Genomic DNA, 22,217 nt, shown 5'->3' with positions numbered 1-22,217 from the left:
GCCGGGCGTGGACGCGTGAGCCACGCGGTACGCGCACAAGCAGAGGTCCTCATGAGCCTGACCGGGACGCCGTTCTTCGCCGTCACCCTCCTGGTGCTGGTGGCGGCGATGGCCCTGCTGGCCTTCGTCTGGAACCGGATACCCGGGCCGCGTCCGGTCCGTTACGCGGGACGGCTCGGCGCGACGATGTTCAGCCAGGTCGCCGCCGTGGTCGTGGTGCTGGTCTACGTGAACAACACGATGGGGCCCTTCTACGACAACTGGGAAGACCTCTTCGGCGGTGCCGCCAACCAGTCCGCGACCGCCACCAACGTCGCGGGCGGCGCCTCGAACGGCGGCGCTCCGGGGCAGACCGGCGAGAAGCTGCGCTTCAAGACCTATCTGCCGGGCGTACTGCAGACCACCGCGCGCGGTTCGGCCTCCGGGGTCGTCGGCAGCCTCTACGTCTGGCTCCCGCCGCAGTACAACGACCCCGCCTACGCGCACACCGACTTCCCTGTCGTCGAGTTGCTGCCAGGCACCCCAGGGACGCCGCAGGCCTGGTTCGGCTCGATGAAGGTCCAGGACGCGATCGCGCCGCTGCTGGCCGCGGGCAAGGTCAAGCCGATGATCCTCGTCTCGGCCAAGCTCAACGTGCTGCCCGGCGGCGTCGACCCCGGCTGCGCGGACGTGCCGGGCGCGGCGAAGACCGCGACCTGGCTGGACCAGGACGTGCCGCAGCTGATCGCGGCCAACTTCCGCACCGCGCACGGCGCGCGCGACTGGGCGCTGATGGGCTACTCGGCGGGCGCGTACTGCGCGGTCAACCTCACCGTCCAGCACCCCGGCACCTTCCACGCGGCGGTCAGCCTCTCCGGCTACAACGCGCCCGAGGCGCCGCTGGTGCTCAAGGATCCGGCGCTGGCCCGCGCGAACAACCCCTACGCGCTGCTCAAGCACGAGAAGCGGCAGCCCGACATCGCCCTGCTGATGGCCGGCAGCGCGCAGGACCCGGGGACCGTCCCCGACGCGAAGGCGCTGCTGGCGGTCCTGCACACGCCCGGTCCCAACCAGCTGCTGACGGTCGCCCGCGGCGGCCACACCACCGACGTCTGGCGGACCATGCTCCCCGACGCGCTCGCCTGGCTCTCCCGCCAGTTCGGCTGAGCCCGGCCCTGTAGTCGTCCGTCCGGCCCCTCGTTCGTTCACACCCGTGCCGTGCTGTCAGGATTCCTTGACAGCTGCCATGCGTGTCAGGCTACCCTGACACGCATGGGACCTTCCGAGAAGGAGAGCCCGGCCGCCGATCTGCTCGGTCAGGTCACGGGCAAGGATCCGGCCGTCGGGCTCAGCGCCGTCGTCGCGCTGCGTCGGCTGCTGGAAGAGTTGGAGCGCCTGCACGTCGACAACGCGCGGGAGCAGGGCTGGACCTGGCAGAGCATCGCGACCGCGCTGCAGGTCAGCCGACAGTCGGTGCACGAGAAGCACGCGAGCAGGCGCAAGGCCACGGGCAAGGAGAACTGACGTGTTCGATCAATTCACCGACCGCGCGAAGCGGTCCATCGTCGCGGCGCAGGACGAGGCGGTCGCGCTCGGCTACGACTTCATCGGCACCGAGCACCTGCTGCTCGGTCTCGTCGCCGTGCCCGAGGCCACCGCAGGCGCGCTCCTGGCCGAGAGCGGCGTCGAGCTCGACCGCGCCCGCGAGGTGACGGTCCGCCTGCTCGACGCGGCGGGGATCAAGTCCGGCGGCGGCCAGCAGGCGAGGGACGCGCTGGCGTCGCTCGGCATCGATGTCACCGAGATCCAGCGCCGCGCGGACGACAACTTCGGCGAGGGCGCCTTCCAGTTCCCGCGCCCCGCCTACACCGAGCACGCGAAGGCGGCCCTGGTCCAGACGCTGCGCGAGGCGAAGGCCCTCGGCCACGAGCGCTTCGGCACCGAGCACATGCTGCTCGCCCTGCTCGCGGTCGGGCCCAGCCCGCCCGAGCCCGCCGCGGTCGACGTGCTCGCCGCCCTCGACGTCGACGCGGACGCCCTGCGCCCTGCCGTGCTCACCCGCCTCGCCGACGGGTCCTGACCTCACGGAACACGCCCTGCGCTGCGGCTGGCTGCACCCCCGTCTGTATCTTGCTCCCGGCCGGAGGTGTAGCTGGCACCACCCCCAAGTCGGCGGTAGGAGCTACCGATTTCGCGTGCCGATCCGAGCAGGCTGATCACTGTGCCCGACAGACGGGCTGACGGTGCAGAAGGTCTGAGGGGGAGTCATGGCGAGCTCGGTCGCGATACAGGGTGGCGTGGGGTTCCCGGCGCGTACGGCGACTCTGCCGGCGCTGCCCGGTCTGCCGAAGCTGCCCGGCCTGCCGACGGTCCTGGTCGTGATAGGGCTGGCCCTGGTGCCGTGGATGGGCGTGCTGGCCGCGTCGGGGGAGTGGTCCTGGGTGGGCCTGGACGTCCTGGAGGCGGCGGGCCTGATCTCCACCGGCCTGCTGCTCCGCCGCGGCGACGGGCGCGCCGCGGTGACCGCCGGCGCGACGGCGGCTCTGCTGCTGACGGACGCCTGGTTCGACGTGATGACCTCGCACGGCGCCGAGCTCAGCCAGGCCTGGCTGCTGGCGCTGCTGCTCGAACTGCCGATCGCGGCCCTCTGCGCCCGCCTCGCCCTGCGCGCGCGGTAGCCCACCCGTCGCCCGCCTGACGCCCGCCTGTCAGCCCCCCGTTCCAGCGGCGCGGACGCGACGGAACGGGGGCGACGGAGGGGGCTGACGGGCGGTCCGCTCCGCCGCCCAGAGTGGCGCGCGGGCGACGGGGCGGCGGCGCTTGGGTGAACAGTGCTGCAGAACCGGGACGCGGCCCTTGCCCGGGTGTCCGGCGGTCGTTCAGGGTTACCGCGGACCCGGCGGCTGCCGGGGCACTGCCTCCATGAAGCTCGCTGGAGTGACTCATGTCTTTGCGCACCCTGCGCACCGCCCTCGGTGTCGCGACGGCGGTCGCCGCCGTCACCGCCGTGGCCGTTCCCGCCGCGATGGCCGACAGCGCCGCGAAGCCCGCGCCCGCGAAGGCGCACCAGCCGGCCGCGCCGGCGCTGAAGCTGCGTCTGTTCGCCTCCGCCCCCGCCGGCTACAAGAACCCGGACGACCTCACCCGCCTGGGCGACGTGCTCTACGCCGCCTTCCAGAACAACGCCGCCGCCGACGGCACCCCGGCCGGCAGCAAGACCGACATCGTCGGCTTCGAGCTGCGCACCGGCAAGGTCGTGCGCCACTGGGTGCTGCCCGGCCGCGTCGACGGCCTGACGGCCGACGCGCGCCACCACCGCCTGCTGGTGACGGTGAACGAGGACCTCAACTCGACCTTCTACACCATCACGCCGACCAGGACGTCGGCCGTCGTCACGCACTTCCACTACAGCCCGAGCCCGGCGCAGAAGGGCTCGGACGGCGTCAACGGCGGCACCGACGCCCTCTCGGTCGCGGCCGACGGCACGATCTACGTGGCGCACTCCAACCCGGACGTCTCGCTTCCGGGCGCGAACAACACCGCCGCCACCTTCACGCTCACCCTGCAGGGCACCACGGCGAAGCTCGCCCGTGTCTACGGCGTCAACGACACCGCCCGCATCATGAACCCGGTCAAGGGCGGCCCGAAGACCGAGAAGCTCGGCCTGACCGACCCCGACTCCAACCGCTGGGTGCCCGGCCGCGACGGTGGCACGCTGATCCAGGACGCGCAGGCCGACAGCAAGCTGGTCTTCGTCTCCGGCCTCAAGGACAAGCGTCCGAGCCTCAGCGTGCTGAACCTGACCAACGTGGGCGCCACGGGCAAGGACGCGGCCACCCCGCAGCTGGACGACATCGTCCCGGCCGGCGGCGTGGGCGTCCTCTTCGTGGTCGACCAGAAGGCCGGCAAGATCTACGAGGCCGACACCCGCGGCTTCCGCCCCGGCACGCTCTTCGCCTCCCAGCCCGCCCCGAAGGCCGGCGACCTGCCGAACGTCGCGGCGCTCGAGGTCGTCGACACCCGCACCGGCGTGGCTACCCCGGTCGCCACCGGCATCAAGCTGGTCAGCCCGAAGGGCCTGCTCTTCCTGTCCCGCGACTCCCGCGACTCCCGCGGCGACCGCAACGACGGCTGACCGATCAGCTAGCCGGCTCGCTCGACCGCCCGGAACCCCGCACGAGGGGTTCCGGGCGGTCCGCGTCCGAAGCCGACCCAGTCGTTCTCCGGGTTGGAGGGTGAGACCAGTTCCACCGCGATCTCGGCCATCTCAGCGGGGACCTGATTGTCCGTCGTCTCCAGGGCCTGACTCGGAAGGTTCTTCGAGGAGTGCGAAGTGCTCCGGGTCCATGGGTGGTGCCTCCTGAGCTGCGCCTGGCGGCACCTCAGATCAGTCCGAGCCGGGATCGGCTGGCGTGAGGCAACGAAAAAGCCCCGTGCGGATGATCCGCTCGGGGCTTCCTACTGATCGAACAAGGTGGCCAGGGCCGGGGTCGAACCGGCGACCTTCCGCTTTTCAGGCGGACGCTCGTACCAACTGAGCTACCTGGCCAGGCTCCCCCTTGCGGGGGATACCTGAGCGACTCCGACGGGACTTGAACCCGCGACCTCCACCTTGACAGGGTGGCGAGCTAACCAACTGCTCCACGGAGCCATATGCACAACCTGCGTGCACGGTAATACCGTGCCCCCAACGGGATTCGAACCCGTGCTACCGCCTTGAAAGGGCGGCGTCCTGGGCCACTAGACGATGAGGGCGGTTGGACCCTCCCGGCTACCTTGCGGCCGTCGGGGACGTTCAGAAGCATACGGGGTGCGAGCGGGATCGCCAAAATCGATATCGAGGTCAGGGGCGTCGGCGTGCTGGAGATGGGTCGGGAGCGGTTCGAGGAGCTGGTCGGGGAGGCACTCGACCGGATCCCCAGCGAGCTCACCCGTTTGATGGACAACGTGGTGATCTTCGTCGAGGACGAGCCCCCGGTGGGCGCGCCGGAGCTGCTCGGGCTCTACGAGGGGACGCCGCTGACCGAGCGCGGCGAGTGGTACGCCGGAGTGCTGCCGGACCGGATCACGATCTACCGGAATCCGGCGCTGCGGATGTGCGCGAGCGAGGACGAGGTGGTGCGTGAGGTCGGGGTGACCGTCGTGCACGAGATCGGGCACCACTTCGGGATCGAGGACGAGCGGCTGCACGAGCTCGGCTACGGGTGACCGCCGCGCGAACCGGAGAGGCCCGTGACCTTTGGGTCGCCGTCGCCGTTGAGGAAGGGAGAGGGCGGGGGCCAGGACGTGGGCGAGGAAGCGGGGCCGGAGGCATTGGGCAAGGTCGGAGTGGGGGTGCGCCGGGTCACGGCGTGGGCGGTCGTGGCCGGGGCGGCGGTCGGCGTGGTCGGATCGCTGGCCGGTTGCATGGAGGTGGGTCCCGCCGTCGCGCCGGCCGGGGCCGGGGCGCCGACGGCGGGCGTGGCCGACGAGGGGTCGTCGCAGGACGGCGCCCGCGCCAAGCGCGAGGGGAAGCACCACCCGAGTGGGTCCCCCGGCGCGGAGGCCGCTGCGAGCGCCTCGGCGAGTGCGGGCGGCGGCCGTCCGAGCGCGGCGCCGTCCGCGGCTGCTGCCGGCGGTGCGGGCGGCGGCGCCGGCCTGCCGGTCGGCAACAGCCCCGGGCCCAGTGCGACGGGCGCTCCTGCGCCCGCCACGCCCCCCGCGCAGCCCAGCCCCACCCCCACCGAACACCTGAGCCCGACGACCACTCCATCCGCCACGCCGCCCCCCTCCACGACACCCGCTCCCACCCCTTCGACCAGCGCTTCCAAGGGGTGAACTGGGGCGGTTTGCCGCATCCGCCCCCACTGCGCTATCTTGGTAGATCGTTGTGCTCAATTTGCCCGGCGCCGTGTAAGTACAGGCGCCCTTGGCGCGTACCGGTACTTCCGTGGCTCACCGCATCGAGGCGGTTTGGATTCCTGCGGATTTGGCGCGTGCCGATATCCGGAAGGTTTTTCATGTTCCTCGTTGACGACGCCCGCTTCGCCATGCCCGAAAACGACCAGGCCGACCAGGCCGAGGTCGTCGCCGAGGCTGTCGAGGTTCTGGCGGACGCCGCCTCCTCCGACAGCCCCGAGGCTGCGGAGGCCACCGACACCCCCTCGATCACCTTCGGCGACCTCGGTCTGCCGGACGAGATCGTCCGTACCCTCGCCAAGCGCGGCGTGACCACGCCGTTCCCGATCCAGGCCGCCACCATCCCGGACGCGCTCGCCGGCAAGGACGTCCTCGGCCGCGGCCGCACCGGCTCCGGCAAGACGCTCAGCTTCGGCCTGCCGCTGCTGACCCGCCTGGAGCAGGGCCGCACCCGCGCCAAGCGCCCGCGTGGCCTGATCATGGTCCCGACCCGCGAGCTGGCCATGCAGGTCTCCGACGCGCTGGAGCCGTACGGCTCGGTGCTCGGCCTGAACCTGAAGGTCGTCTGCGGTGGCACCTCGATGCCGAAGCAGATCTGGGCCCTGGAGCGCGGCGTCGACATCCTCGTCGCCACCCCCGGCCGCCTGCGCGACCTGCTCGACCGCGGCGCCTGCAGCCTGGACGAGACCGAGATCGTCGTCCTGGACGAGGCCGACCAGATGGCCGACATGGGCTTCCTGCCCGAGGTCACCGAGATCCTCGACAAGGTCCCCGCCGGCGGCCAGCGGATGCTCTTCTCCGCCACGCTGGAGAACGAGATCGACTCGCTGGTCAAGCGCTACCTGGTGAACCCGGTCACGCACGAGGTCGACCCGTCGGCCGGCGCGGTCACCACCATGACCCACCACGTCCTGGTCGTGAAGCCCAAGGACAAGGCCCCGGTCACCAACGCCATCGCCGCCCGCAAGGGCCGCACCATCATCTTCGTCCGCACCCAGATGGGCGCGGACCGGGTCGCCGAGCAGCTGCGCGACGCGGGCGTCAAGTCCGACGCCCTGCACGGCGGCATGACCCAGGGCGCGCGTACCCGCACCCTGGCCGACTTCAAGGACGGTTACGTCAACGTCCTGGTCGCCACCGACGTCGCCGCCCGCGGCATCCACGTCGACGGCATCGACCTGGTCCTGAACGTGGACCCGGCCGGTGACCACAAGGACTACCTGCACCGCTCCGGCCGCACCGCGCGTGCCGGCCGCTCCGGCACGGTCGTCACGCTGATCCTGCCGCACCAGCGTCGCAGCACCTTCCGTCTGCTCGAGGACGCCGGCGTCGAGGCCACCCGCCACATCGTGGGCGGCTCCTTCGACGCGGACCTCGTCCGCATCACCGGCGCCCGTTCGCTGACCGGCGTCCAGGCGGAGTCGGCGGCCACGCAGGCCAAGCAGGCCGAGCGTGACGTCGTCGCACTGACCAAGGAGCTGGAGCGGGCCACCCGCCACGCCACGAACCTCCGCGAGGAGGCCGACCGCCTGGCGGCCCGCGCCGCCGCCGAGCGCGCCGAGCTCGGCCTGGACGAGGACGAGGCCGAGGAGGCCTCCGCCACGACCGAGACCGCTGTGACGGCCGAGGTGGGCGATGAGTCCGCGCCGGCCGTGGTCGAGGCCCGCGCCCCGCGCGCCGACCGTGACGACCGCCGGGACGAGCGTGGCAGCTTCCAGCGTCGCGACGACCGCGGTGACCGTGGCGGCTTCCAGCGTCGCGATGACCGTGACGGTGGCTTCCGTCGTGACGACCGTGGCGGCGAGCGCGGCGGTTTCCAGCGTCGGGACGACCGTGGTGACCGTGGTGGTTTCCAGCGTCGCGATGACCGTGACGGTGGCTTCCGTCGTGACGACCGTGGCGGCGAGCGCGGTGGTTTCCAGCGTCGGGACGACCGTGACGGTGGCTTCCGTCGTGACGACCGTGGCGGCGAGCGCGGTGGTTTCCAGCGCCGTGACGAGCGTGGCGGCGACCGCCGTGACGACCGTGGTGGTTTCCAGCGTCGCGACGACCGTCCGTCCTTCGGTGGCAGCCGTCCGTCCTTCGGCGACCGTGACCGCAACAGCGGCGGCAGCAGCCGTCCCTCCTTCGGCGACCGTGACCGCAACAGCGGTACCAGCAGCCGTCCGTCCTTCGGCGCCGGCCGCCGTGACGACCACCGCCCCGCCTCGGGCAACTTCCGTCGCGACGACCGCCGTGACGACCGTGGCGGCTTCCAGCGCCGCGACGACCGCGGCCCGGCCGGCTACGGCCGCCCGGCCACCGGCGGCCCCGGCGCTGCCGACCGCAAGCCGCGCTGGAAGAGCTGACGCACCAGCAGTACCCACCGGACAGGCCGCCCCCGCATCACGCGGGGGCGGCCTGTCCGCTTTTCGGGCGCGCCGGCCGACCCTTGCCCCGCCGCGTCTGCTCCGTCACACGGCGGCGCTGCGTCCGGCGTGTGCCCCCTGCGAAGCGGCTGTGCATGCCCGGCTCCCCCGACCGGTGCCGGCTCAGCGCCGGGGGCGTCCCGGCACCAGCGCGCCGGAGGCGGCGCCGAGCAGAGAGAGCAGCGCGAGGGCGGCGACCGCCGGGCGGAAGCCGGAGGCGAAGTGCGCGGGCGAGGAGAGGTCGCCCCAGTGGGTGAAGAGCGCCAGGGCCAGCGCGATGCCGAAGGCGCCGCCCAGTTGGCGGAAGGTGTTGCTGCTGCCGGCCGCCTTGCCGATCCCGGTGGGCGGCACCGCGCCCAGGACCGCGGTCTGGACCGTCGGCAGCGCCATCGAGATGCCGATGCCCGCCGCGACCAGGCCGACCGCGAGCGCGGCGTAGCTGGTCGTGGTGCCCGCGATCAGGGCCACGAAGGCCAGGCCGACGCCCTGCAGGGCCAGGCCGCCGGTGAGGATCCAGCGCTCGCCGACCCGGTCCGCCAGCGCCCCGGCCAGCGGGGCCACGACCATCGGCGTCGCCGTCCACGGCAGCAGCCGCAGGCCCGCGCCGAGCGGGGACGACAGCGTGACCAGCTGGAAGTACTGCGCCATCAGGAACACCGCGCCGAACAGGCTCGCCGTCATCAGGAAGCCCGCCGCCTGCCCCGCCGAGAAGGCGCGGGAGCGGAAGAACGGCATCGGCAGCATCGGCGTGCGGGTCCGCAGTTCCCAGGCGACGAAGGCGACCAGCAGCACGGCGCCGCCGGCCAGCGCGGTGACGATCTCCGCGCTGGTCCAGCCCATGCTGTTGCCCCGGACCATGCCCCAGACCAGGCCGAGCGCGCCCAGTGCGACCAGGGCCAGTCCCGGTAGGTCGATCGGGCCGGCCGGGCCGCGGCTCTCCGGCACCCGGCGCACGATCAGCGGGATCAGGACCGCGCCCAGCAGCACGTTCACCCAGAAGATCCACTGCCAGCCGAGCCCCTGCACGACCGCGCCGCCGACCAGCGGCCCCGCCGCGACCGCGAGGCCTGTCAGGCCGCCCCAGATGCCGATGGCCCGGCCGCGCTTCTCGGGAGGAAAGGTCGAGCCCAGGATGGCCAGCGTCAGCGGCATGATCGTCGCCGCGCCGACGCCCTGGGCCGCCCGCGCCGCGATCAACGGACCGATCGACGGCGCCAGCGCGCACGCGGCGGAGCAGAGTGAGAAGAGCGCCAGTCCGGCGACCAGCACCCGGCGTCGGCCGAACCGGTCGCCGAGCGCCGCCGCCGGGAGGATGGAGACGGCGAGCGCGAGCGTGAAGGCGTTGACCGTCCAGCCCAACTGTTCGGGGGAGGCGTGGATGGAGCGCTGGATCGTGGTGAGCGCGGTGGTGACCACGAGGACGTCGAGGACCGCCATGAACGCCGCCGCGGACATCAGCGCGAGGACCCAGCCGTGGCCGGTCCCGGAGCCGGCGTCCTTTCCGTCGATCCGCGCGGCGGAGGGAGACGAGGGCGAGGAGGGGGAGGTGATGTGCGTGGACATGGGAAGGGTTCCGTCCTGTCCGGAGGTATGCCTGCACTACTGGACGGACGACATCTGGCGGAAGGGACACATCGCGGCAGAAGTCGGGTAGCAAATCGGGGAGGAAATCGGGGAGGGAAATTGTCCCGCCGAGTGTCCCGGGCACGAGGATCCGTTCGTCCCTAGGGTGAGGACCAGGGCGACCGCCCGGTCCGGACAGCGTCCGAAAGGTTGCACGCCATGCTCTATGCGGCTCTGATCTACACCCCCGACCTCGACTTCTCCGAGCCCGAGAACGCCTCGGAGTGGCTGCCGCAATACGCCGCCTTCCGCGCTGAGGCCGAGAAGCACATTGCCGGCGGGAAGGCCCTCGCACCGACCGCCACCGCAACCGTCGTCCGCGTGCTCGGCGCGCGCGGCGGGGAGGTCGTCGTCAGCGACGGCCCCTACGCCGAGACCAAGGAGGCCCTGACCGGCTTCTACCTGCTGGACTGCGCCGACCTCGACGAGGCCGTCGCGCTCGCCGCGAAGATCCCGGGCGCCTGGCACGGCGCGATCGAGGTGCGGCCAGTGGCCTCTTTCTCCCAGCCCCAGCCCGAGTAGGAGCAGCGGCGCCGTGGAGGACCCGCTCGCGCAGACCGTCCGGTTGGAGGGGGCCAGAATCCTGGCCACCCTCATCCGGACGGTCGGCGACCTGGGCATCGCCGAGGACGCGGTCCAGGAGGCGACGATCGCCGCGCTCCGCGACTGGCCCGCCTCCGGCGTGCCGGAGAGTCCGCGCGCCTGGCTGACCGTGGTGGCCCGGCGCAAGGCGCTCGACCTGATCCGCAGGGAAGGCCTGCGCGACCGTAAGGAACGGGAGGCGACGGAGTTGTTCGACCAGACGGCACCGGAGCCGACCCCCGAACCCTCAGCGGCCGCCCTGCCCGACGACCAGCTGCGGCTGATCTTCGTCTGCTGCCACCCGACGCTCGCCCCCGAGGCCCGGGTCGCCCTCGCGCTGCGCACGCTCTGCGGACTCGGCGTCGAGGAGATCGCGGCCGCGCTGCTCACCAGCGAGCCCGCGATGGCCAAGCGGCTGACCCGGACCCGGCAGAAGATCAAGCAGGCCGGTATCCGCTACCGGGTGCCCACGGCCGAGGAGTTGCCCGCTCGCCTCGCCGCGGTCTGCGGCGTCGTCCACGGCCTCTACACCGCCGGGCACACCCGGCTGACGGGCGACGCGCTGATCGACGTCGACCTGTGCGCGGAGGCGCTGCGACTGGCCCGGCTGCTGCGCGGGCTGCTGCCGGGCGAACCACAGCCTGAGGCGCTGCTCGCTCTGCTGTTGCTCACCGAAGCCCGTCGCCCGGCCAGGCTGGGCACGGACGGTGAGCCGGTGCTGCTCGCGGACCAGGACCGCTCCCGCTGGGACGCGAGCGCGATCGACGAGGGCCTGCGCCTGCTCGCGGGTTCACTGGACCGCACCGGCGGGCAGGCAGACCCGTACCAGCTCCAGGCCGCGATCGCCGCGCAGCATGCGATCGCACGGACCGCCGTGGAGACCGACTGGCCCGAGATCGTGCGCCTCTTCGACCTGCTGATGTCCGTCCAGCCCGGCAACACCCCGGCCGCCCTGGGCCGCGCGGTGGCGGTCGCCGAGGCGTACGGCCCGGCCGCCGGCCTGGCCGCGCTCGACACCCTGGACGCCCGCACCCCCGACGAGCACGACCACCGCCGCCTCGCGATCCGCGCCGAGCTCCTGGCCCGCACCGGCCGCTTCGCCGACGCGGCCGCGTCCATGCGCCGCTCCCTCGCGGTGCCGCTGCCCGAGCCGGACCGCGCCCACCGGCTGCGCCGGATCGCGGCGTGGGAGCTGGGCGGAGAGAAAGAGGGTCGAGAAGGCAGACGGCCCGCAGGCTGACTCCTTGCTTCTCCCATGGGGAGGGGCAAGGCACCGAAGGACGATCCGGTGAGCCTGCGGGCCGGGTGACTGCAGTGAATTGCGCTTGCGCGCACGGTGTTGCTACCCACGGCACCAACCGCCGTAGGCGAGGGCGGCGCTAGCGCGCAGCCACCTCACGCGTCCTGGGAGTACTCAACTCAGGATCACCTCCTTTCGGTGTGGACCTACCGTAGGCAGATCGATTCGGGGTCCGCAATGTTTTTTCGACGCGGCCGGCTCCGTCGTTGATCAGTCGCCGAACACTTGCCGATCAGTTGGCGAAGACGCGCGACTCGGCATCCGCGACGATCTCGTCCGGGGTCGGCGACCGGAGCAGCAGTTCCTCGACGCGGGCGGCGGCGGGGTCGCCGGAGGCGTGGGCACGGGCCAGGGCGGCGGAGGCGTCGTAGTGGGAGGACCTGAGTTCGACGTCGGGCCCGAGCAGCGCCCAGTACGCGGTGCCCGGCTCCCCGCAGTGATACGGCAGGCCGACACTGCCGGGGTTGACGCTGCGGAGGCCCGCCACGGCCCGGTCGAACTGGAGGTGGGTGTGGCCGGAGACGATCGTCCGCGCCTCGGCCGGGGCCAGGGCGGCGAGCTCCGCGAAGCGCGCGGGCGGTGTGCCGGGGGTGACCAGCTCGTGGTCGCTGCGCGGGGAACCGTGGCAGAACAGGACCGGACCCAGGGTCCCGATCTCCACGAGCAGGCTGAACGGGAGCTCGGCGAGGAAGCGCGCGGCCTCGGGGGAGTGCTGCGCCGGGATCCAGCGCTCCCGCGCGCTGCCCGGCTCACGCCTGCCTGCGGCGATCTCGGCGGCGAAGCGGTCGCCGTTGCCCCGCACGGCGCGGGCGCGGTCGCCGAGCGAGGCGATCAGCTCGTAGGTGCGCTGCGGCTCCGAGCCCCAGGTGATGTCGCCGCAGAACACGACCAGATCGGCCGCGACGACGTCCGGCTCGGCCAGCACGGCCTCCAGCGCGGGCACGTTGCCGTGCACGTCCGACAGCGCCGCGACGCGGGCCACCGGCCCGTACCGCTGCGGCGGCCCCTCCCACACCGCCGGGCCGTACCGGATCGGACTCTCCGGCCTTCGGGCCTCTGTCATCCGGGCCTCCCTGCCTGTCTTGGTCAACTCGTCGATCCTGCAGGGGCGATGAGGGCCGTGGCCAGGAGTCGGCCGGAAATTTCGGTGGCTGTCGCGGTGTCGGGCCGTGCAGACTCCCCGAATGGATGACGACGACGCCAAGGACCTGCCGGAGCAACGAGAGCCCGCCGTGCTGCTCAGTGGCATCGTCGGCTCGACGGCCTACGGCCTGGCCCACGCCGGCTCGGACCTCGACCGGCTGGGCGTCTTCGCCGTACCCACGGAGCAGCTTTTCGGCCTGCACCGGCCTGCCGAGTCGCGGGTGACGACCGCCCCGGACAGCACCCTGCACGAGGCGGCGAAGTGGTGCCGGCTCGCGCTGAGCAGCAATCCGACCGCATCGGAGCTGGTCTGGCTGCCGGAAGACTGCTACGAGGTGCGCACCGCGCTCGGTGAGGAGCTGATCGCGATGCGTCGGTCCTTCGTCGCGGCCGGGCCGGTGCGGAGCTCGTATCTCGGCTATGCCACCCAGCAGTTCCGCAAGATGGTGGCCAGGGGCGAGCGCGGCGACGCCCCGCCCGCCCGGCAGGCCAAGCACGCCCGCCACCTGCTGCGCCTGCTGGAGCAGGGCGTCCACCTCTACCGCAGCGGTGAGCTGCGGGTCCGCGTCGCCGATCCGGAGAGCCTGCGCGCCGAGGGCGAGCGGCTGGCCGCGGAGCCGTCGGCGGCGGAGGCGCGGCTGGCCTGGGCGGAGGATCAGTTCTCGCGCCGGAGCGTCCTCCCGGACGCTCCGGACGAACGCCCGGCGACCGCCTGGCTGCGCCGGGTCCGGCTGGCGCAGCTGGCTGTCCCCTTGGGTTCCGCTACTTCGACCCTGGTGTGACCGCGAAGCCCGAGCCGGGCGCGAAGGTGGTGACCGTCGGCGGGATGGCCTTCATCTCGTCGATGGTCGCGCAGGCGGGGCAGGCGGCGTAGCCCTGCTGACGGATCAGATTGGCCTGGGCCTCGGCCTTCGCCTGGGCGACCTTGGCCTGCGCCTCGGAGACCGCGGCGAAGGCGGCCTGGGCCTGGTCGACAGCGGCCTGCACGTTGTCCGGGAGGGTCACCCGCACCAGGTTGAAGCGCAGGTTGACCAGGAACTTGTCGCCGAGCGTGCTCTCCAGGTCCTGGGCGAGGGAGGTGTTGATGGCGTTCTGGACGGCGGCGATGTTGGAGTTGCTGTTCGCCCCTGCCCCGCCCGGCGCGACGGGCGAGGAGCCGTTGTTCTGCACCAGCGCACAGGACGAGACCAGCTCGCTGCAGCGGAAGCTGCCGATCTGCTGACGCAGGTCGTTGTCGATCACCGGTCGGATGATCTGGTCCAGGAAAGCGGACCAGCCCGCGTCTCCGTCGTAGGCGTGGTAGGCGTTGCCGTCCGACGCGGTGAAGGTGCGGGTGCCGAACTTGGTGTCGAAGTCGCGCAGCGTCTTGTCGTCCAGGTTGAGCGAGAAGTAGAGCGTGCCCTCGATGCCCATGTCGACTCCGTCGGCGGAGGGCGTGTGCACGACGTCGACGCCGGGGCGGTCGCCGCGCTTCGGGTCCGCGGTGATCGTGTAGAACCGCTGCTGCGACGGATACTTGTGGCTCTCCGAGTACCACCCGATCCACGTCAGCCCGGACGCCGGCTGGATCACCTGCCGGATGTTCCTGTCGTCGAACGGCCCTCCGTTGCGGACCACGGCGACCTGCCCGCCGTCGGTCCGGTCGAAGGCGTCGGAGAACGACAGCCCGACATTGAGCAGAACAATCCCGGCAATCGCCGCGGCCACCCCGTAGACGACGCGCTTGCGCCTCATGTCCCCCACCCGCTTCGTACAGTCCTCTGTGTGCCGTTCCCTACGGCAGCAGCCAGGACTGTACGCCGCGTCCGGCGCCCCCGCAGCCTAATGATCGACACGTTCAGCCGTGCCAGCAGGTAGGCTACGCCTGGCCGGTCCACCGCCCACCCGGGCAGACCGGCCACGGGGCGCTAGCTCAATTGGCAGAGCTGCGGACTTTTAATCCGTAGGTTGTGGGTTCGAGCCCCACGCGCCCCACCACGCAATGAGGCCCTCACCAGGGAGTTAGCTTCCAGTGAGGGCTTCTCTGTGTCTTGTGGGAGATCGATCCGGATCCCTGCTGGGCGCTGCTGGGACGAACGGTAAATGATCTGGGCCCGTCGAGGGTTCAAGAGTCCCGGCGGCGGGGTCGGCCGTCCTTGCGCGCCCGACGCTCCGCCAACTCCCGCTCAGGGCGGTCGAGATCGGCGAGATCCGCCTCGTCGCCGTGCTCGCGGATGTCAGCAAGGGGCAGGGGATCAGCGGCCACATCGTCAGGAACAACGTGGAACCCCAGATCCGGGTTGTCCGACCAGCCCGTCGCCCTGGGACTGGCCGCGCTCGCCCGCTCCCTCATGGCGATCGTCATACGTGGTCTGTGGCGGGACCTGCGCGGATGAGGGGTGGGCCAGAGCATCGAGCCCCCGCTGAACTTCCCCGTCAGCGGGGCCTCAGCCGGGTTCGGGGTGATCGCCGATGGTCGGCGTCTGAGATCGATGGGGACATGGACCCCTCTCACCGGTTGCGGAGCCGGGCTTTGGTCGGCCAAGCGGCGGCTGCATCACGATCACGTTGTCAGCGGCGGCGGCGCGCCTGCCTCCGCATGTAGCTGAGTGTCCCGATCAGGCATCCAGCGAGCAGCATGATGAGGAGGACCAGCCACATTTTGGCGTTGAGCGTGGTGATCCCCCAAAGGTGGATCTTGACCGTGCTTCTGTTGATGAGGATGAACCACACCGCCAAGATCGTCACGACCGCGAGAACGATCCTGCCGAAAGTGACCCTCACTCCGCCGATCCGACGCTCGGCAGCGTCTTTGTTCGTGGTCATGCTTCCAGTGTGGAGTGGTGGCTCCGGCCCTGCTCGGCGACAGCACGTTCACTGCCAGTACCTCCCTGACCAGCAACAATGAATGCCCCAGATGCCGAGTCCGCGGCACCGAGGGCATTTCTGTCCGCGCGGCCTCCAAGACCACGCAAGCACCCGTCCGGGACGCCTGGGGGGGCGAAGACCCGGGCGGGAGACTTCACTCCGGAGCGGCCCACGACGGTGGTCGTGGGCCGCTCGCCTGAGATGCTGTTACTGCGCCTCGAGGATGAGCAGTGCGTACTTGTCGTTCGGGTCGGCCTGCGCGTGGACCTTGATCGGGTCACGCGTGTTGGCGGTCATCCGCAGCAGCGGTGAGTGGAGGAGAAGCATCCGCCGGTACCGGAACTACTGGGTCTACAGCTGCGGGCTCGGCGTGGCCTGGGCTGTGGTGCTGGGATTGACGGCAGGAATGCGTGGGGAGTCGGCCTTCCGCCGGGCGCTGCTGGTCTTCGCCGGGTTCTGCATCGGGTGGGTGAGTACGACCATCGCCCGCTACGTGTACCCGCCCCCGAGTCGCTGGACAACAGGCGCGTCGACACGGCCGGGAGCGGGTACAGAGGACGACTCCTGACGGCATTCAGGGGAAGGCCCTGCCCGGTTCGCCGGCGCGGGGCCTTTGACGTTCGCTGCGCCGTGTGGGTGGTCGGCGCGTGTCGTGCTGGGTTGGTGAACGATCAACCGCAAGGATGATCAAGGCCCGCGACCGCCCCGATGGCTGCGGGCCACCCTTCGCTCCTGGTAGCGCTGCTGTGTGCGGGGGCGACGATGGTGGCCTTGTCACGGGGTCCGGCAGGGCCACCACAGGATTCACTGCACCGGGCCTGTGCGATCTCCCGCCCGCGTGGCTCACTCAGCGCCTGCGCCCAGGGCCGCACTCAGTCGCCGATGATCCGCTCGTACATCGCCTGGCAGGCCGCGTCCTCGGTGTCGTACACGGCGAGGACCGCGTTGCTGCCGCGTTCGGAGTAGTACACCACCCAGCGCTTCCCGCGCCGCCCGAGGCAGAGCGCCTGGTCGGGCAGCCCACCGTGGAGGCTGTATATGTCCGGGCGGATTCCTGCCGTGTCGAGGGCGCGCTGGAGCTCGCCGCGGTTCACTCGCCGGCCTCTGATTCCTGACGCTGCTTCATGCCTTCGGCGTCGAGCATGGCGGACACGCTAGGGCACCCGGGGGATCCGCCACGAGCCTGTTGCCTGCCGGAACGATCCCGCTCACTCGATCGAGTAAGCAGCCTGGCCGCCCTTGTGTGCGCGGCGCGGTTGGGGCGCCGAGATCAGCCTCCTCGCCATGCCCGCGAATGTCGGCACGGACGTGGCCCGGGAGAATCGCGGTCCGGCCGGTGTCCAGCCGCTCGGTAACCCGGCCGTAGGCGGGCCCACAGCTCGTGGGGGATGCGGAATCAGTAGTCGTAGACCGTCAACGGCTCGATCCCTATGCCCGACTCCGTGGTGAAGGTATGCGCATAGACGTTGCCGTTGCAGTAGATCCACGGGCCGCTGTCCACGTTGTCGTGGTCGTACCAGTCGTTCACGCTCTTGCTCCACACCACCTGGCCGTTGCAGATGATCTCGAAGTACATCCGCTCGTCCGTGCGCGACCCGGAGGTGTCGATGTTCCACGAAACGTACTCATACGAACCGCTCCTAAAGCTGCTGGTGGAAACGTGCGCGCCGTAGACGGTGGTGTAGTCGGCCCCGCCCGTGGCGTGAGCCGACGTGCTGAGGCCGATCACGCCAGCAGAGGCCAAGCCAAGTGCTGCGGTCGCGGTGGCGAGGCGCTTGACGAGGTTCATGCCGTTCCCCTCCCCGGCTCCCGCCCGTCGAGAGCCGGGGAAGAGTTGACCGCGTGCGACGTGTTCATGGCCAGCCTTTAGGGGCAGAACCGAAAAGCTGATCGGCGTTCCGCTTGGCCCGCTTGGCCGGAAGCCCGGCGAGCCGCGTCTCCTCGCATGATCAGCTTGATCCTGATCGCGTCCCGCTCCTGCCACCGATCAGCAACAAGGATCAAGGTCGTGTCGCCGCGTGCCGATCACCAGAGCATCGAGGCCCCGCTGAACTTCCCCGTCAGCGGGGCCTCAGAGGCCGTAGGCCGCGGTCGGGCTCGCGCCCTCGGGCGTCGGTCCGCGCATGGCGCGCAGCAGCTTGGCCAGTTCGGCGAAGCCCTCTTCTGCGACGGCCGTGACGATGGCGTCCTTGACCTCCACGCACGTGGCCAGGCGGCGGGTGGTGATGGCGGCCTCCCATCCCTCGGCCTCGGCCAACTCGCGCGCCACGGCGAGGATCGGGCGGTGGCGCTGGGCGCGTTCCCGCTCGCGGCGGTTCCCGGTGATGGACATGCAAGCGCCCCTAGCATCGCTAGACATTCGGGCGGTGCTACGTCTAGCATTGCTAGCAGATCGAGCGGCGATCGACACGGGGTCGGCGCCGCTAGAGAAGGGGAGCAACTGTCATGCCTACCGCCGTCACCACTCTCGCCACCGTCCTCGCCTGGGTCGTCGCCGTCGGAATCACGCTCATCGGCGCCCGCTGCCTCTGGACCCCGCAGGCCGCGGTGGACTTCGGGATCCCCGACACCCGCCCCGGGGACACGAGCTTCCGCGCCTGGCTCAGGGTCAAGGCGGATCGCGACATCGGCGCCGGACTCCTCCTGCTGGTCGTGCTGTTGGGCGGCACCACACACCTGACCGGCTGGATGATGCTCGTCGGCGCGGTGATGCCGCTCGGCGACGCGCTCATCAGCAAGCGCAGCGGCGGACCCGCCAAGGCGTACCTCGCCGTCCACGGCGCCACCGCCGCGGTCATGGCCGCCGCCGGTGCCGTGCTGCTGCTGTCCTGACCACGGTCACCGACGGCCCCCGCGATGGGCGGTCCGCTGCGACGGGAGCCCCGCGGTGCTCTCGTCGCACGCACGCACTCGTGACGTCATGACACATGAACAGCGCCAGCGGGCGTTTCGGATCGTGCCCAGGGTGGGGCGCAGTCCTCGCGCAGCGACGCCGAAGGCACTCTGACCGTCCGGGCCGACCAAGACCCTTCGGAGACAGGCGACTTCTTTGGGGGGCGGCGCAGGCGGACGGGCCGTCCGGCCTCAGCCTTGGCGCAGCGCCTGAGAGCAGGCCTTGCACTCCCACGGGGTCAGGTTCGGCGGGTACCAGCTCGCGCCTGGATCCTGCGGTCGGTAGCTGTGCTTCTCCATCCCCACCGTGGCCAGACCGCAGAGCGTCCGGTCGGCGGGACTATCCGGGACCTCGGGATCGGCCTTGGCGGCGTGGACCGCTCGAAGGCCGCTGATCACCCAGCTCTTGGAGTCGTACTTGGGTGCCCGCTCTGCCGGCTCGATCAACACGATGACGCCCATGACTCCACGATCAACCGGTCCGCGCACAAGCGCATCCTGGCGACTGTGGGCGCGTGCCGCTGAGCGGAGCGCGGGGATGGACGGGGCCGAGCATTGGAACGTACGGATCGCGCTGCACAGAGCCCGCCACGGCGACCGTGGCGGGCTCTCTTGCTGTTAGGTCAGCCGCGCTGGACGTTCGCGGCCTGCGGCCCCTTCGGGCCCTGCTCGACGTCGAAGCTCACCGGCTCACCTTCGACCAGTTCGCGATATCCCTGCGAGTTGATCGCCGAGTAGTGGACGAACACGTCCGCGCCGCCGCCGTCCTGGGCGATGAAGCCGAAGCCCTTCTCAGCGTTGAACCACTTCACGGTCCCCGTAGCCATGCTTGTTCCCCGTTCCGGGATCACGGGTACGCAATGGCGCGTACCCCTTGGGTGTGGTGATCGCCCTGGTCCTCGGACTGCTGGTCAAGCTGGACTTCGAACCGCGCGTTCGAGCAGTACCGTACATGCGCAGTGATCGTATGACTACAGGCCGTCCGCGCCTTCTGGTGCGATCAGGATGTTCGAGAACGCCCGCAACGGCGGCCGCGCGGCAGAGAAGTGGCGACGAGCGTCCCTCCAGGCTGTGACGCCGGCTGGTGCTGTGCCTGCGTCAGGCCCTGGAGATCAGGTAGCGGAAGAGGTTCTGGTGCCGGTACGAGCCGTCGGGTTGGCGGGCGGAGGCGATCGAGTCCCGCGGCCTGTCATTCGAGCCGCGGGTGGTCAGCCCGAAAATGCCCAGTACCCACGTCGCCATCGCGCGCCGCGGTGAGTTCGTCATCGAGGCTCTGCAGCCCCGCATCGCGTCGTCGGTCGACGTGGTGGCGTGGACGCCTTGCCTGAACGGCCAACCGATGGCAGACGCAACGATGTTTCCGATGCCGAGTCACAGCAATTGATCAGCTGCCGGCCCCACCCGGATCCTCGGGTGCGGGGCCTTCGTGTGATCAGGTGCTGTGGCGTCGCCGGTGGCGGCGGAGATCCGGAGACGACCCCGGATGAAACGCACGGGCTCTGACGGGCCAAAGCCGTGGCATGCTGATCGCCGCTCTCGGCTCGGGAAGGAACAAGGCATGTCCAAGCCAGTACGCGCGGCAATCGGGGACAAGTGGATCACATGCGGCTTTTGCCGAGGTGGCATCTTTCGCAGCCGTGAGGTGAAGCTGAACAGCTCCGGCATGGAGTTCCTGGGCCTGGGATGGGCCAACGAGTCGGTCACCGCGCTGATCTGCTGGGGCTGCGGTCAAGTGCAGATGTTCGCGAACGACGACCTCGAGCTCTACAAGGCCTGAGCCGCACCGGGCCGACGCAACGCCGCCCGTTGATCAGGGCGGCCCGTGGCCGGAGCGCTCATGCGTGCGTAGTCTGGTGGTGAGGCTTGAGCGTCACAGTGCACGTATCCACGAGGACCGTTCGGTGCGTGCGCTGGCAGGAGCAGGTATCTCTCAGCCCACGGTAAGCGCAGGCAGGCCCGCTCGGGCGCTCGGAACCTCCGAGGAGGTCCGGATGGCTGCCCAGGTGAATCGCGCCGAAGTAGAAGCGGAAATCAAGGAGACGCTGGGACTCGTCCCGCACTTCTTCCAGAGCATTCCGACGGAACTGATCGGCCCCGAGTGGGAGATCTTCAAGCGGATCGAGCTCGGCGAGACGCTCATACCGAACAAGTACAAGGAGCTGATCGGCGTCGGGCTGCACGCCGAGACGAAGTGCCGCTACTGCAGCCTCTTCCACGCCGAGGCCGCAAAGCTGTTCGGTGCCACCGACGAGGAGATCCAGGAAGCGGTGCACTACGCAAAGGCCAGCCTGGGCTGGAGCGCCTACATCAACGGCATGCAGGAGGACTACGACCAGTTCGCCGCCGAGCTCTCACAGATCGTCGACTACGTGAAGTCCAAGGGTTGACCCATGGAGCTGCAGCGGGTGAGCCCCACGGTGGTGCGCGGCACGTTCCACACCTACGAGCTGGCCGCGCTGATTGCCGCGGCCCGCTATGTCGCTGAGACAGCACCTGAGGACGTGCCCTCGGAGTCCCTCGACCAGCTGCGCCAACTGCTGTCGGGCTACGACCAGCAGGTGCAGAAGTTGGCGGCCGCGCACTGAGCAGGGGAAGGCCGCAGAGAGGCTCCCGACGAGCCGGGGCTCACAGTCACGTGCAGTGGCCCCGGCTGCCGATGGTGTCGGCTTTGCGGACGGCCTAGGCGGCAGCGGCCTCGATGCTGCGCAGAAGCTGCTCATCGGGTCCGTACACGGCGATCCGAGTCGGCGGCAGTTTCCCTCGCGCGACGAAGTAGTCCCGGATCTCCACCAGCACGCCCGGCAGTGCCACGGCCACCTCGTGGGTTATCGGGCCGGACCCCAGCCAGTGCAGGGCGATCACCCAGGAGCGGGCCTCGCTGACGTGGCGGGGCGCGGTGGGCTCGGCCTCGAGGTTCAGCCCGTCCAGCATGGTGAGGATCACGTTCATGTCGGTGCCGTCGATGTGTACGAAGTTCTCTTCGATCAGTACCTCAGTCATGTACGCGCCATACCCCGGCAGGGCATCGACCACCCCCGCCACTGCGCGACTGTCCTTCACCTGATCCACCTGCGTTCCTGCCACTGTGGTGTGCGCGTCGGCCGGCGGTTGGCCGTCGTGGCCTTAGGCGGGTGGGCGGGATGGGGGGAGGCTGTGCGGACCGGTCGCGGGCTCTGCGCTGACAGTCGGGTACGCGGCGGGGGTGGTGGGAGTTCCGGTCGTCCCGAGCGGCCGGGCTCCCGCCGCCGTTCGCGCAGGGGCGCGAGACGGTGTCACGCCCAGACGTCCGAGCCGCCTCCGATCCACTCGATCATGTCCTGCGATTCGAGGTCCAGCTCGTCCAGGCCGGCGCGGCGGCAGAACTCCACCACGTCGCGGAGGCTGTGCGCCTTGCCCACCTCCGTGCCGAGGATGTCCACGCGGCGGAACGGCGGGGTGGCGTCGACGAGGTGGTGCACGACGACGTGGGCGTGGTGCCCGTGGCCGTGCGGGTTGGGTGTGCTGTCGTTCATGTATTCAGCTTCCGGGCATGTGCGCGGCCGTGC

Annotated in this window: 29 protein-coding genes and 4 tRNA genes; 16 read left to right on the top strand and 17 right to left on the bottom strand. The window is 70.8% G+C overall.

Going from position 1 to position 22,217, the window contains the following annotated elements; all coding sequences use genetic code 11:
- Nucleotides 1-51 precede the first annotated feature (51 nt).
- The 5 genes from ABIA32_RS19205 to ABIA32_RS19185 all read left to right on the top strand — a co-directional run bounded on the left by ABIA32_RS19205 (nucleotide 52) and on the right by ABIA32_RS19185 (nucleotide 4,114).
- Nucleotides 52-1,146: an alpha/beta hydrolase gene (locus tag ABIA32_RS19205; protein WP_370096728.1), complete on the top strand. Its 1,095-nt coding sequence runs from the start codon at nucleotides 52-54 to the stop codon at nucleotides 1,144-1,146.
- A gap of 105 nt (nucleotides 1,147-1,251) precedes the next feature.
- Entirely contained in the window at nucleotides 1,252-1,503 is a 252-nt protein-coding gene (locus tag ABIA32_RS19200) for a hypothetical protein (protein ID WP_370096726.1), read from the top strand.
- Between the two features lies 1 nt (nucleotide 1,504).
- Nucleotides 1,505-2,059, top strand: a complete 555-nt coding sequence (locus tag ABIA32_RS19195) for a Clp protease N-terminal domain-containing protein (RefSeq protein ID WP_370096724.1) — start codon at nucleotides 1,505-1,507, stop codon at nucleotides 2,057-2,059.
- Nucleotides 2,060-2,246: 187 nt separating this feature from the next.
- Nucleotides 2,247-2,657: a hypothetical protein gene (locus ABIA32_RS19190; RefSeq protein ID WP_370096722.1), complete on the top strand. Its 411-nt coding sequence runs from the start codon at nucleotides 2,247-2,249 to the stop codon at nucleotides 2,655-2,657.
- 266 nt (nucleotides 2,658-2,923) lie between these two features.
- Nucleotides 2,924-4,114, top strand: coding sequence for a hypothetical protein (locus tag ABIA32_RS19185; protein WP_370096720.1), 1,191 nt, complete (start codon nucleotides 2,924-2,926; stop codon nucleotides 4,112-4,114).
- A 340-nt stretch (nucleotides 4,115-4,454) separates the two neighbouring features.
- Here the strand turns inward: ABIA32_RS19185 and ABIA32_RS19180 are convergent.
- The 3 genes from ABIA32_RS19180 to ABIA32_RS19170 form a co-directional block, all read right to left on the bottom strand.
- Nucleotides 4,455-4,528 (bottom strand) — tRNA-Phe (locus ABIA32_RS19180).
- A 28-nt stretch (nucleotides 4,529-4,556) separates the two neighbouring features.
- Nucleotides 4,557-4,630: transfer RNA gene (locus ABIA32_RS19175), tRNA-Asp, on the bottom strand.
- Nucleotides 4,631-4,661: 31 nt separating this feature from the next.
- Nucleotides 4,662-4,734 (bottom strand) — tRNA-Glu (locus ABIA32_RS19170).
- 102 nt (nucleotides 4,735-4,836) lie between these two features.
- On the opposite strand from ABIA32_RS19170, the gene ABIA32_RS19165 reads away from it, so the two are divergent.
- The 3 genes from ABIA32_RS19165 (at nucleotide 4,837) to ABIA32_RS19155 (ending at nucleotide 8,225) form a co-directional block, all read left to right on the top strand.
- Nucleotides 4,837-5,187, top strand: a complete 351-nt coding sequence (locus tag ABIA32_RS19165; RefSeq protein ID WP_370096718.1) for a metallopeptidase family protein — start codon at nucleotides 4,837-4,839, stop codon at nucleotides 5,185-5,187.
- A gap of 78 nt (nucleotides 5,188-5,265) precedes the next feature.
- Complete coding sequence (locus ABIA32_RS19160) at nucleotides 5,266-5,796, top strand: hypothetical protein (RefSeq protein ID WP_370096716.1); 531 nt, start codon at nucleotides 5,266-5,268, stop codon at nucleotides 5,794-5,796.
- A 182-nt stretch (nucleotides 5,797-5,978) separates the two neighbouring features.
- A complete protein-coding gene (locus tag ABIA32_RS19155) occupies nucleotides 5,979-8,225 on the top strand; it encodes a DEAD/DEAH box helicase (protein WP_370096714.1) in 2,247 nt (748 codons plus the stop codon).
- A 183-nt stretch (nucleotides 8,226-8,408) separates the two neighbouring features.
- Here the strand turns inward: ABIA32_RS19155 and ABIA32_RS19150 are convergent, their stop codons facing one another.
- Entirely contained in the window at nucleotides 8,409-9,848 is a 1,440-nt protein-coding gene (locus ABIA32_RS19150; protein ID WP_370096712.1) for a DHA2 family efflux MFS transporter permease subunit, read from the bottom strand.
- A gap of 219 nt (nucleotides 9,849-10,067) precedes the next feature.
- Here ABIA32_RS19150 and ABIA32_RS19145 point away from each other — a divergent pair, with 219 nt between their 5' ends.
- Nucleotides 10,068-10,430, top strand: a complete 363-nt coding sequence (locus ABIA32_RS19145; protein ID WP_370096710.1) for a YciI family protein — start codon at nucleotides 10,068-10,070, stop codon at nucleotides 10,428-10,430.
- Nucleotides 10,431-10,443: 13 nt separating this feature from the next.
- On the top strand, nucleotides 10,444-11,730 hold the full coding sequence (locus ABIA32_RS19140; protein ID WP_370096708.1) for an RNA polymerase sigma factor: 1,287 nt from the start codon (nucleotides 10,444-10,446) through the stop codon (nucleotides 11,728-11,730).
- Nucleotides 11,731-12,022: 292 nt separating this feature from the next.
- On the opposite strand, the gene ABIA32_RS19135 is transcribed toward ABIA32_RS19140, so the two are convergent.
- Complete coding sequence (locus ABIA32_RS19135; protein ID WP_370096706.1) at nucleotides 12,023-12,853, bottom strand: metallophosphoesterase; 831 nt, start codon at nucleotides 12,851-12,853, stop codon at nucleotides 12,023-12,025.
- 121 nt (nucleotides 12,854-12,974) lie between these two features.
- Here ABIA32_RS19135 and ABIA32_RS19130 point away from each other — a divergent pair, with 121 nt between their 5' ends.
- A complete protein-coding gene (locus tag ABIA32_RS19130) occupies nucleotides 12,975-13,715 on the top strand; it encodes a DNA polymerase beta superfamily protein (protein WP_370096704.1) in 741 nt (246 codons plus the stop codon).
- Here ABIA32_RS19130 and ABIA32_RS19125 read toward each other — a convergent pair.
- The gene (locus ABIA32_RS19125) at nucleotides 13,696-14,667 is read right to left on the bottom strand and encodes an SPFH domain-containing protein (RefSeq protein WP_370096702.1); all 972 of its coding nucleotides are present in this window, start codon (nucleotides 14,665-14,667) and stop codon (nucleotides 13,696-13,698) included. The genes ABIA32_RS19130 and ABIA32_RS19125 overlap by 20 nt on opposite strands.
- Before the next feature lie 167 nt (nucleotides 14,668-14,834).
- Here ABIA32_RS19125 and ABIA32_RS19120 point away from each other — a divergent pair.
- Nucleotides 14,835-14,910 (top strand) — tRNA-Lys (locus tag ABIA32_RS19120).
- Between the two features lie 127 nt (nucleotides 14,911-15,037).
- Here ABIA32_RS19120 and ABIA32_RS19115 read toward each other — a convergent pair.
- From ABIA32_RS19115 to ABIA32_RS19090, 6 genes are all read right to left on the bottom strand, one after another.
- Nucleotides 15,038-15,277, bottom strand: coding sequence for a hypothetical protein (locus ABIA32_RS19115; protein WP_370096700.1), 240 nt, complete (start codon nucleotides 15,275-15,277; stop codon nucleotides 15,038-15,040).
- Nucleotides 15,278-15,483: 206 nt separating this feature from the next.
- Nucleotides 15,484-15,738 (bottom strand): hypothetical protein, encoded by a 255-nt coding sequence (locus ABIA32_RS19110; protein ID WP_370096698.1) that lies wholly within the window; start codon nucleotides 15,736-15,738, stop codon nucleotides 15,484-15,486.
- A gap of 393 nt (nucleotides 15,739-16,131) precedes the next feature.
- On the bottom strand, nucleotides 16,132-16,263 hold the full coding sequence (locus ABIA32_RS19105; protein WP_370096696.1) for a hypothetical protein: 132 nt from the start codon (nucleotides 16,261-16,263) through the stop codon (nucleotides 16,132-16,134).
- 389 nt (nucleotides 16,264-16,652) lie between these two features.
- Complete coding sequence (locus ABIA32_RS19100; RefSeq protein ID WP_370096695.1) at nucleotides 16,653-16,874, bottom strand: hypothetical protein; 222 nt, start codon at nucleotides 16,872-16,874, stop codon at nucleotides 16,653-16,655.
- A 302-nt stretch (nucleotides 16,875-17,176) separates the two neighbouring features.
- Nucleotides 17,177-17,569, bottom strand: a complete 393-nt coding sequence (locus ABIA32_RS19095) for a hypothetical protein (RefSeq protein WP_370096693.1) — start codon at nucleotides 17,567-17,569, stop codon at nucleotides 17,177-17,179.
- A gap of 282 nt (nucleotides 17,570-17,851) precedes the next feature.
- Nucleotides 17,852-18,112: a hypothetical protein gene (locus tag ABIA32_RS19090; protein WP_370096691.1), complete on the bottom strand. Its 261-nt coding sequence runs from the start codon at nucleotides 18,110-18,112 to the stop codon at nucleotides 17,852-17,854.
- 113 nt (nucleotides 18,113-18,225) lie between these two features.
- Between ABIA32_RS19090 and ABIA32_RS19085 the strand changes: the two genes are divergently transcribed.
- A complete protein-coding gene (locus ABIA32_RS19085) occupies nucleotides 18,226-18,612 on the top strand; it encodes a DUF4267 domain-containing protein (RefSeq protein ID WP_370096689.1) in 387 nt (128 codons plus the stop codon).
- Between the two features lie 252 nt (nucleotides 18,613-18,864).
- On the opposite strand, the gene ABIA32_RS19080 is transcribed toward ABIA32_RS19085, so the two are convergent.
- The 3 genes from ABIA32_RS19080 to ABIA32_RS19070 all read right to left on the bottom strand — a co-directional run bounded on the left by ABIA32_RS19080 (nucleotide 18,865) and on the right by ABIA32_RS19070 (nucleotide 19,938).
- On the bottom strand, nucleotides 18,865-19,134 hold the full coding sequence (locus ABIA32_RS19080; RefSeq protein WP_370096687.1) for a hypothetical protein: 270 nt from the start codon (nucleotides 19,132-19,134) through the stop codon (nucleotides 18,865-18,867).
- A 161-nt stretch (nucleotides 19,135-19,295) separates the two neighbouring features.
- Nucleotides 19,296-19,499, bottom strand: coding sequence for a cold-shock protein (locus ABIA32_RS19075; RefSeq protein WP_370096685.1), 204 nt, complete (start codon nucleotides 19,497-19,499; stop codon nucleotides 19,296-19,298).
- A gap of 271 nt (nucleotides 19,500-19,770) precedes the next feature.
- Entirely contained in the window at nucleotides 19,771-19,938 is a 168-nt protein-coding gene (locus ABIA32_RS19070; protein ID WP_370096683.1) for a hypothetical protein, read from the bottom strand.
- A 292-nt stretch (nucleotides 19,939-20,230) separates the two neighbouring features.
- Between ABIA32_RS19070 and ABIA32_RS19065 the strand changes: the two genes are divergently transcribed.
- The 3 genes from ABIA32_RS19065 (at nucleotide 20,231) to ABIA32_RS19055 (ending at nucleotide 21,257) form a co-directional block, all read left to right on the top strand.
- A complete protein-coding gene (locus tag ABIA32_RS19065; protein ID WP_370096681.1) occupies nucleotides 20,231-20,449 on the top strand; it encodes a hypothetical protein in 219 nt (72 codons plus the stop codon).
- Between the two features lie 214 nt (nucleotides 20,450-20,663).
- The gene (locus ABIA32_RS19060) at nucleotides 20,664-21,059 is read left to right on the top strand and encodes a carboxymuconolactone decarboxylase family protein (protein ID WP_370096679.1); all 396 of its coding nucleotides are present in this window, start codon (nucleotides 20,664-20,666) and stop codon (nucleotides 21,057-21,059) included.
- Nucleotides 21,060-21,062: 3 nt separating this feature from the next.
- Nucleotides 21,063-21,257, top strand: coding sequence for a hypothetical protein (locus ABIA32_RS19055; protein WP_370096677.1), 195 nt, complete (start codon nucleotides 21,063-21,065; stop codon nucleotides 21,255-21,257).
- 94 nt (nucleotides 21,258-21,351) lie between these two features.
- On the opposite strand, the gene ABIA32_RS19050 is transcribed toward ABIA32_RS19055, so the two are convergent.
- Both ABIA32_RS19050 and ABIA32_RS19045 read right to left on the bottom strand, forming a co-directional pair.
- Nucleotides 21,352-21,741: a hypothetical protein gene (locus tag ABIA32_RS19050; protein WP_370096675.1), complete on the bottom strand. Its 390-nt coding sequence runs from the start codon at nucleotides 21,739-21,741 to the stop codon at nucleotides 21,352-21,354.
- Nucleotides 21,742-21,944: 203 nt separating this feature from the next.
- On the bottom strand, nucleotides 21,945-22,184 hold the full coding sequence (locus ABIA32_RS19045; protein WP_370096673.1) for a hypothetical protein: 240 nt from the start codon (nucleotides 22,182-22,184) through the stop codon (nucleotides 21,945-21,947).
- Nucleotides 22,185-22,217: the final 33 nt, after the last annotated feature.

It is taken from the genome of Streptacidiphilus sp. MAP12-20, assembly GCF_041262525.1.
In the GTDB taxonomy this organism is placed as follows: domain Bacteria; phylum Actinomycetota; class Actinomycetes; order Streptomycetales; family Streptomycetaceae; genus Streptacidiphilus.
Note: the sequence above shows the minus strand (reverse complement) of the source record. Positions and strands in the feature narration are given on the sequence as shown.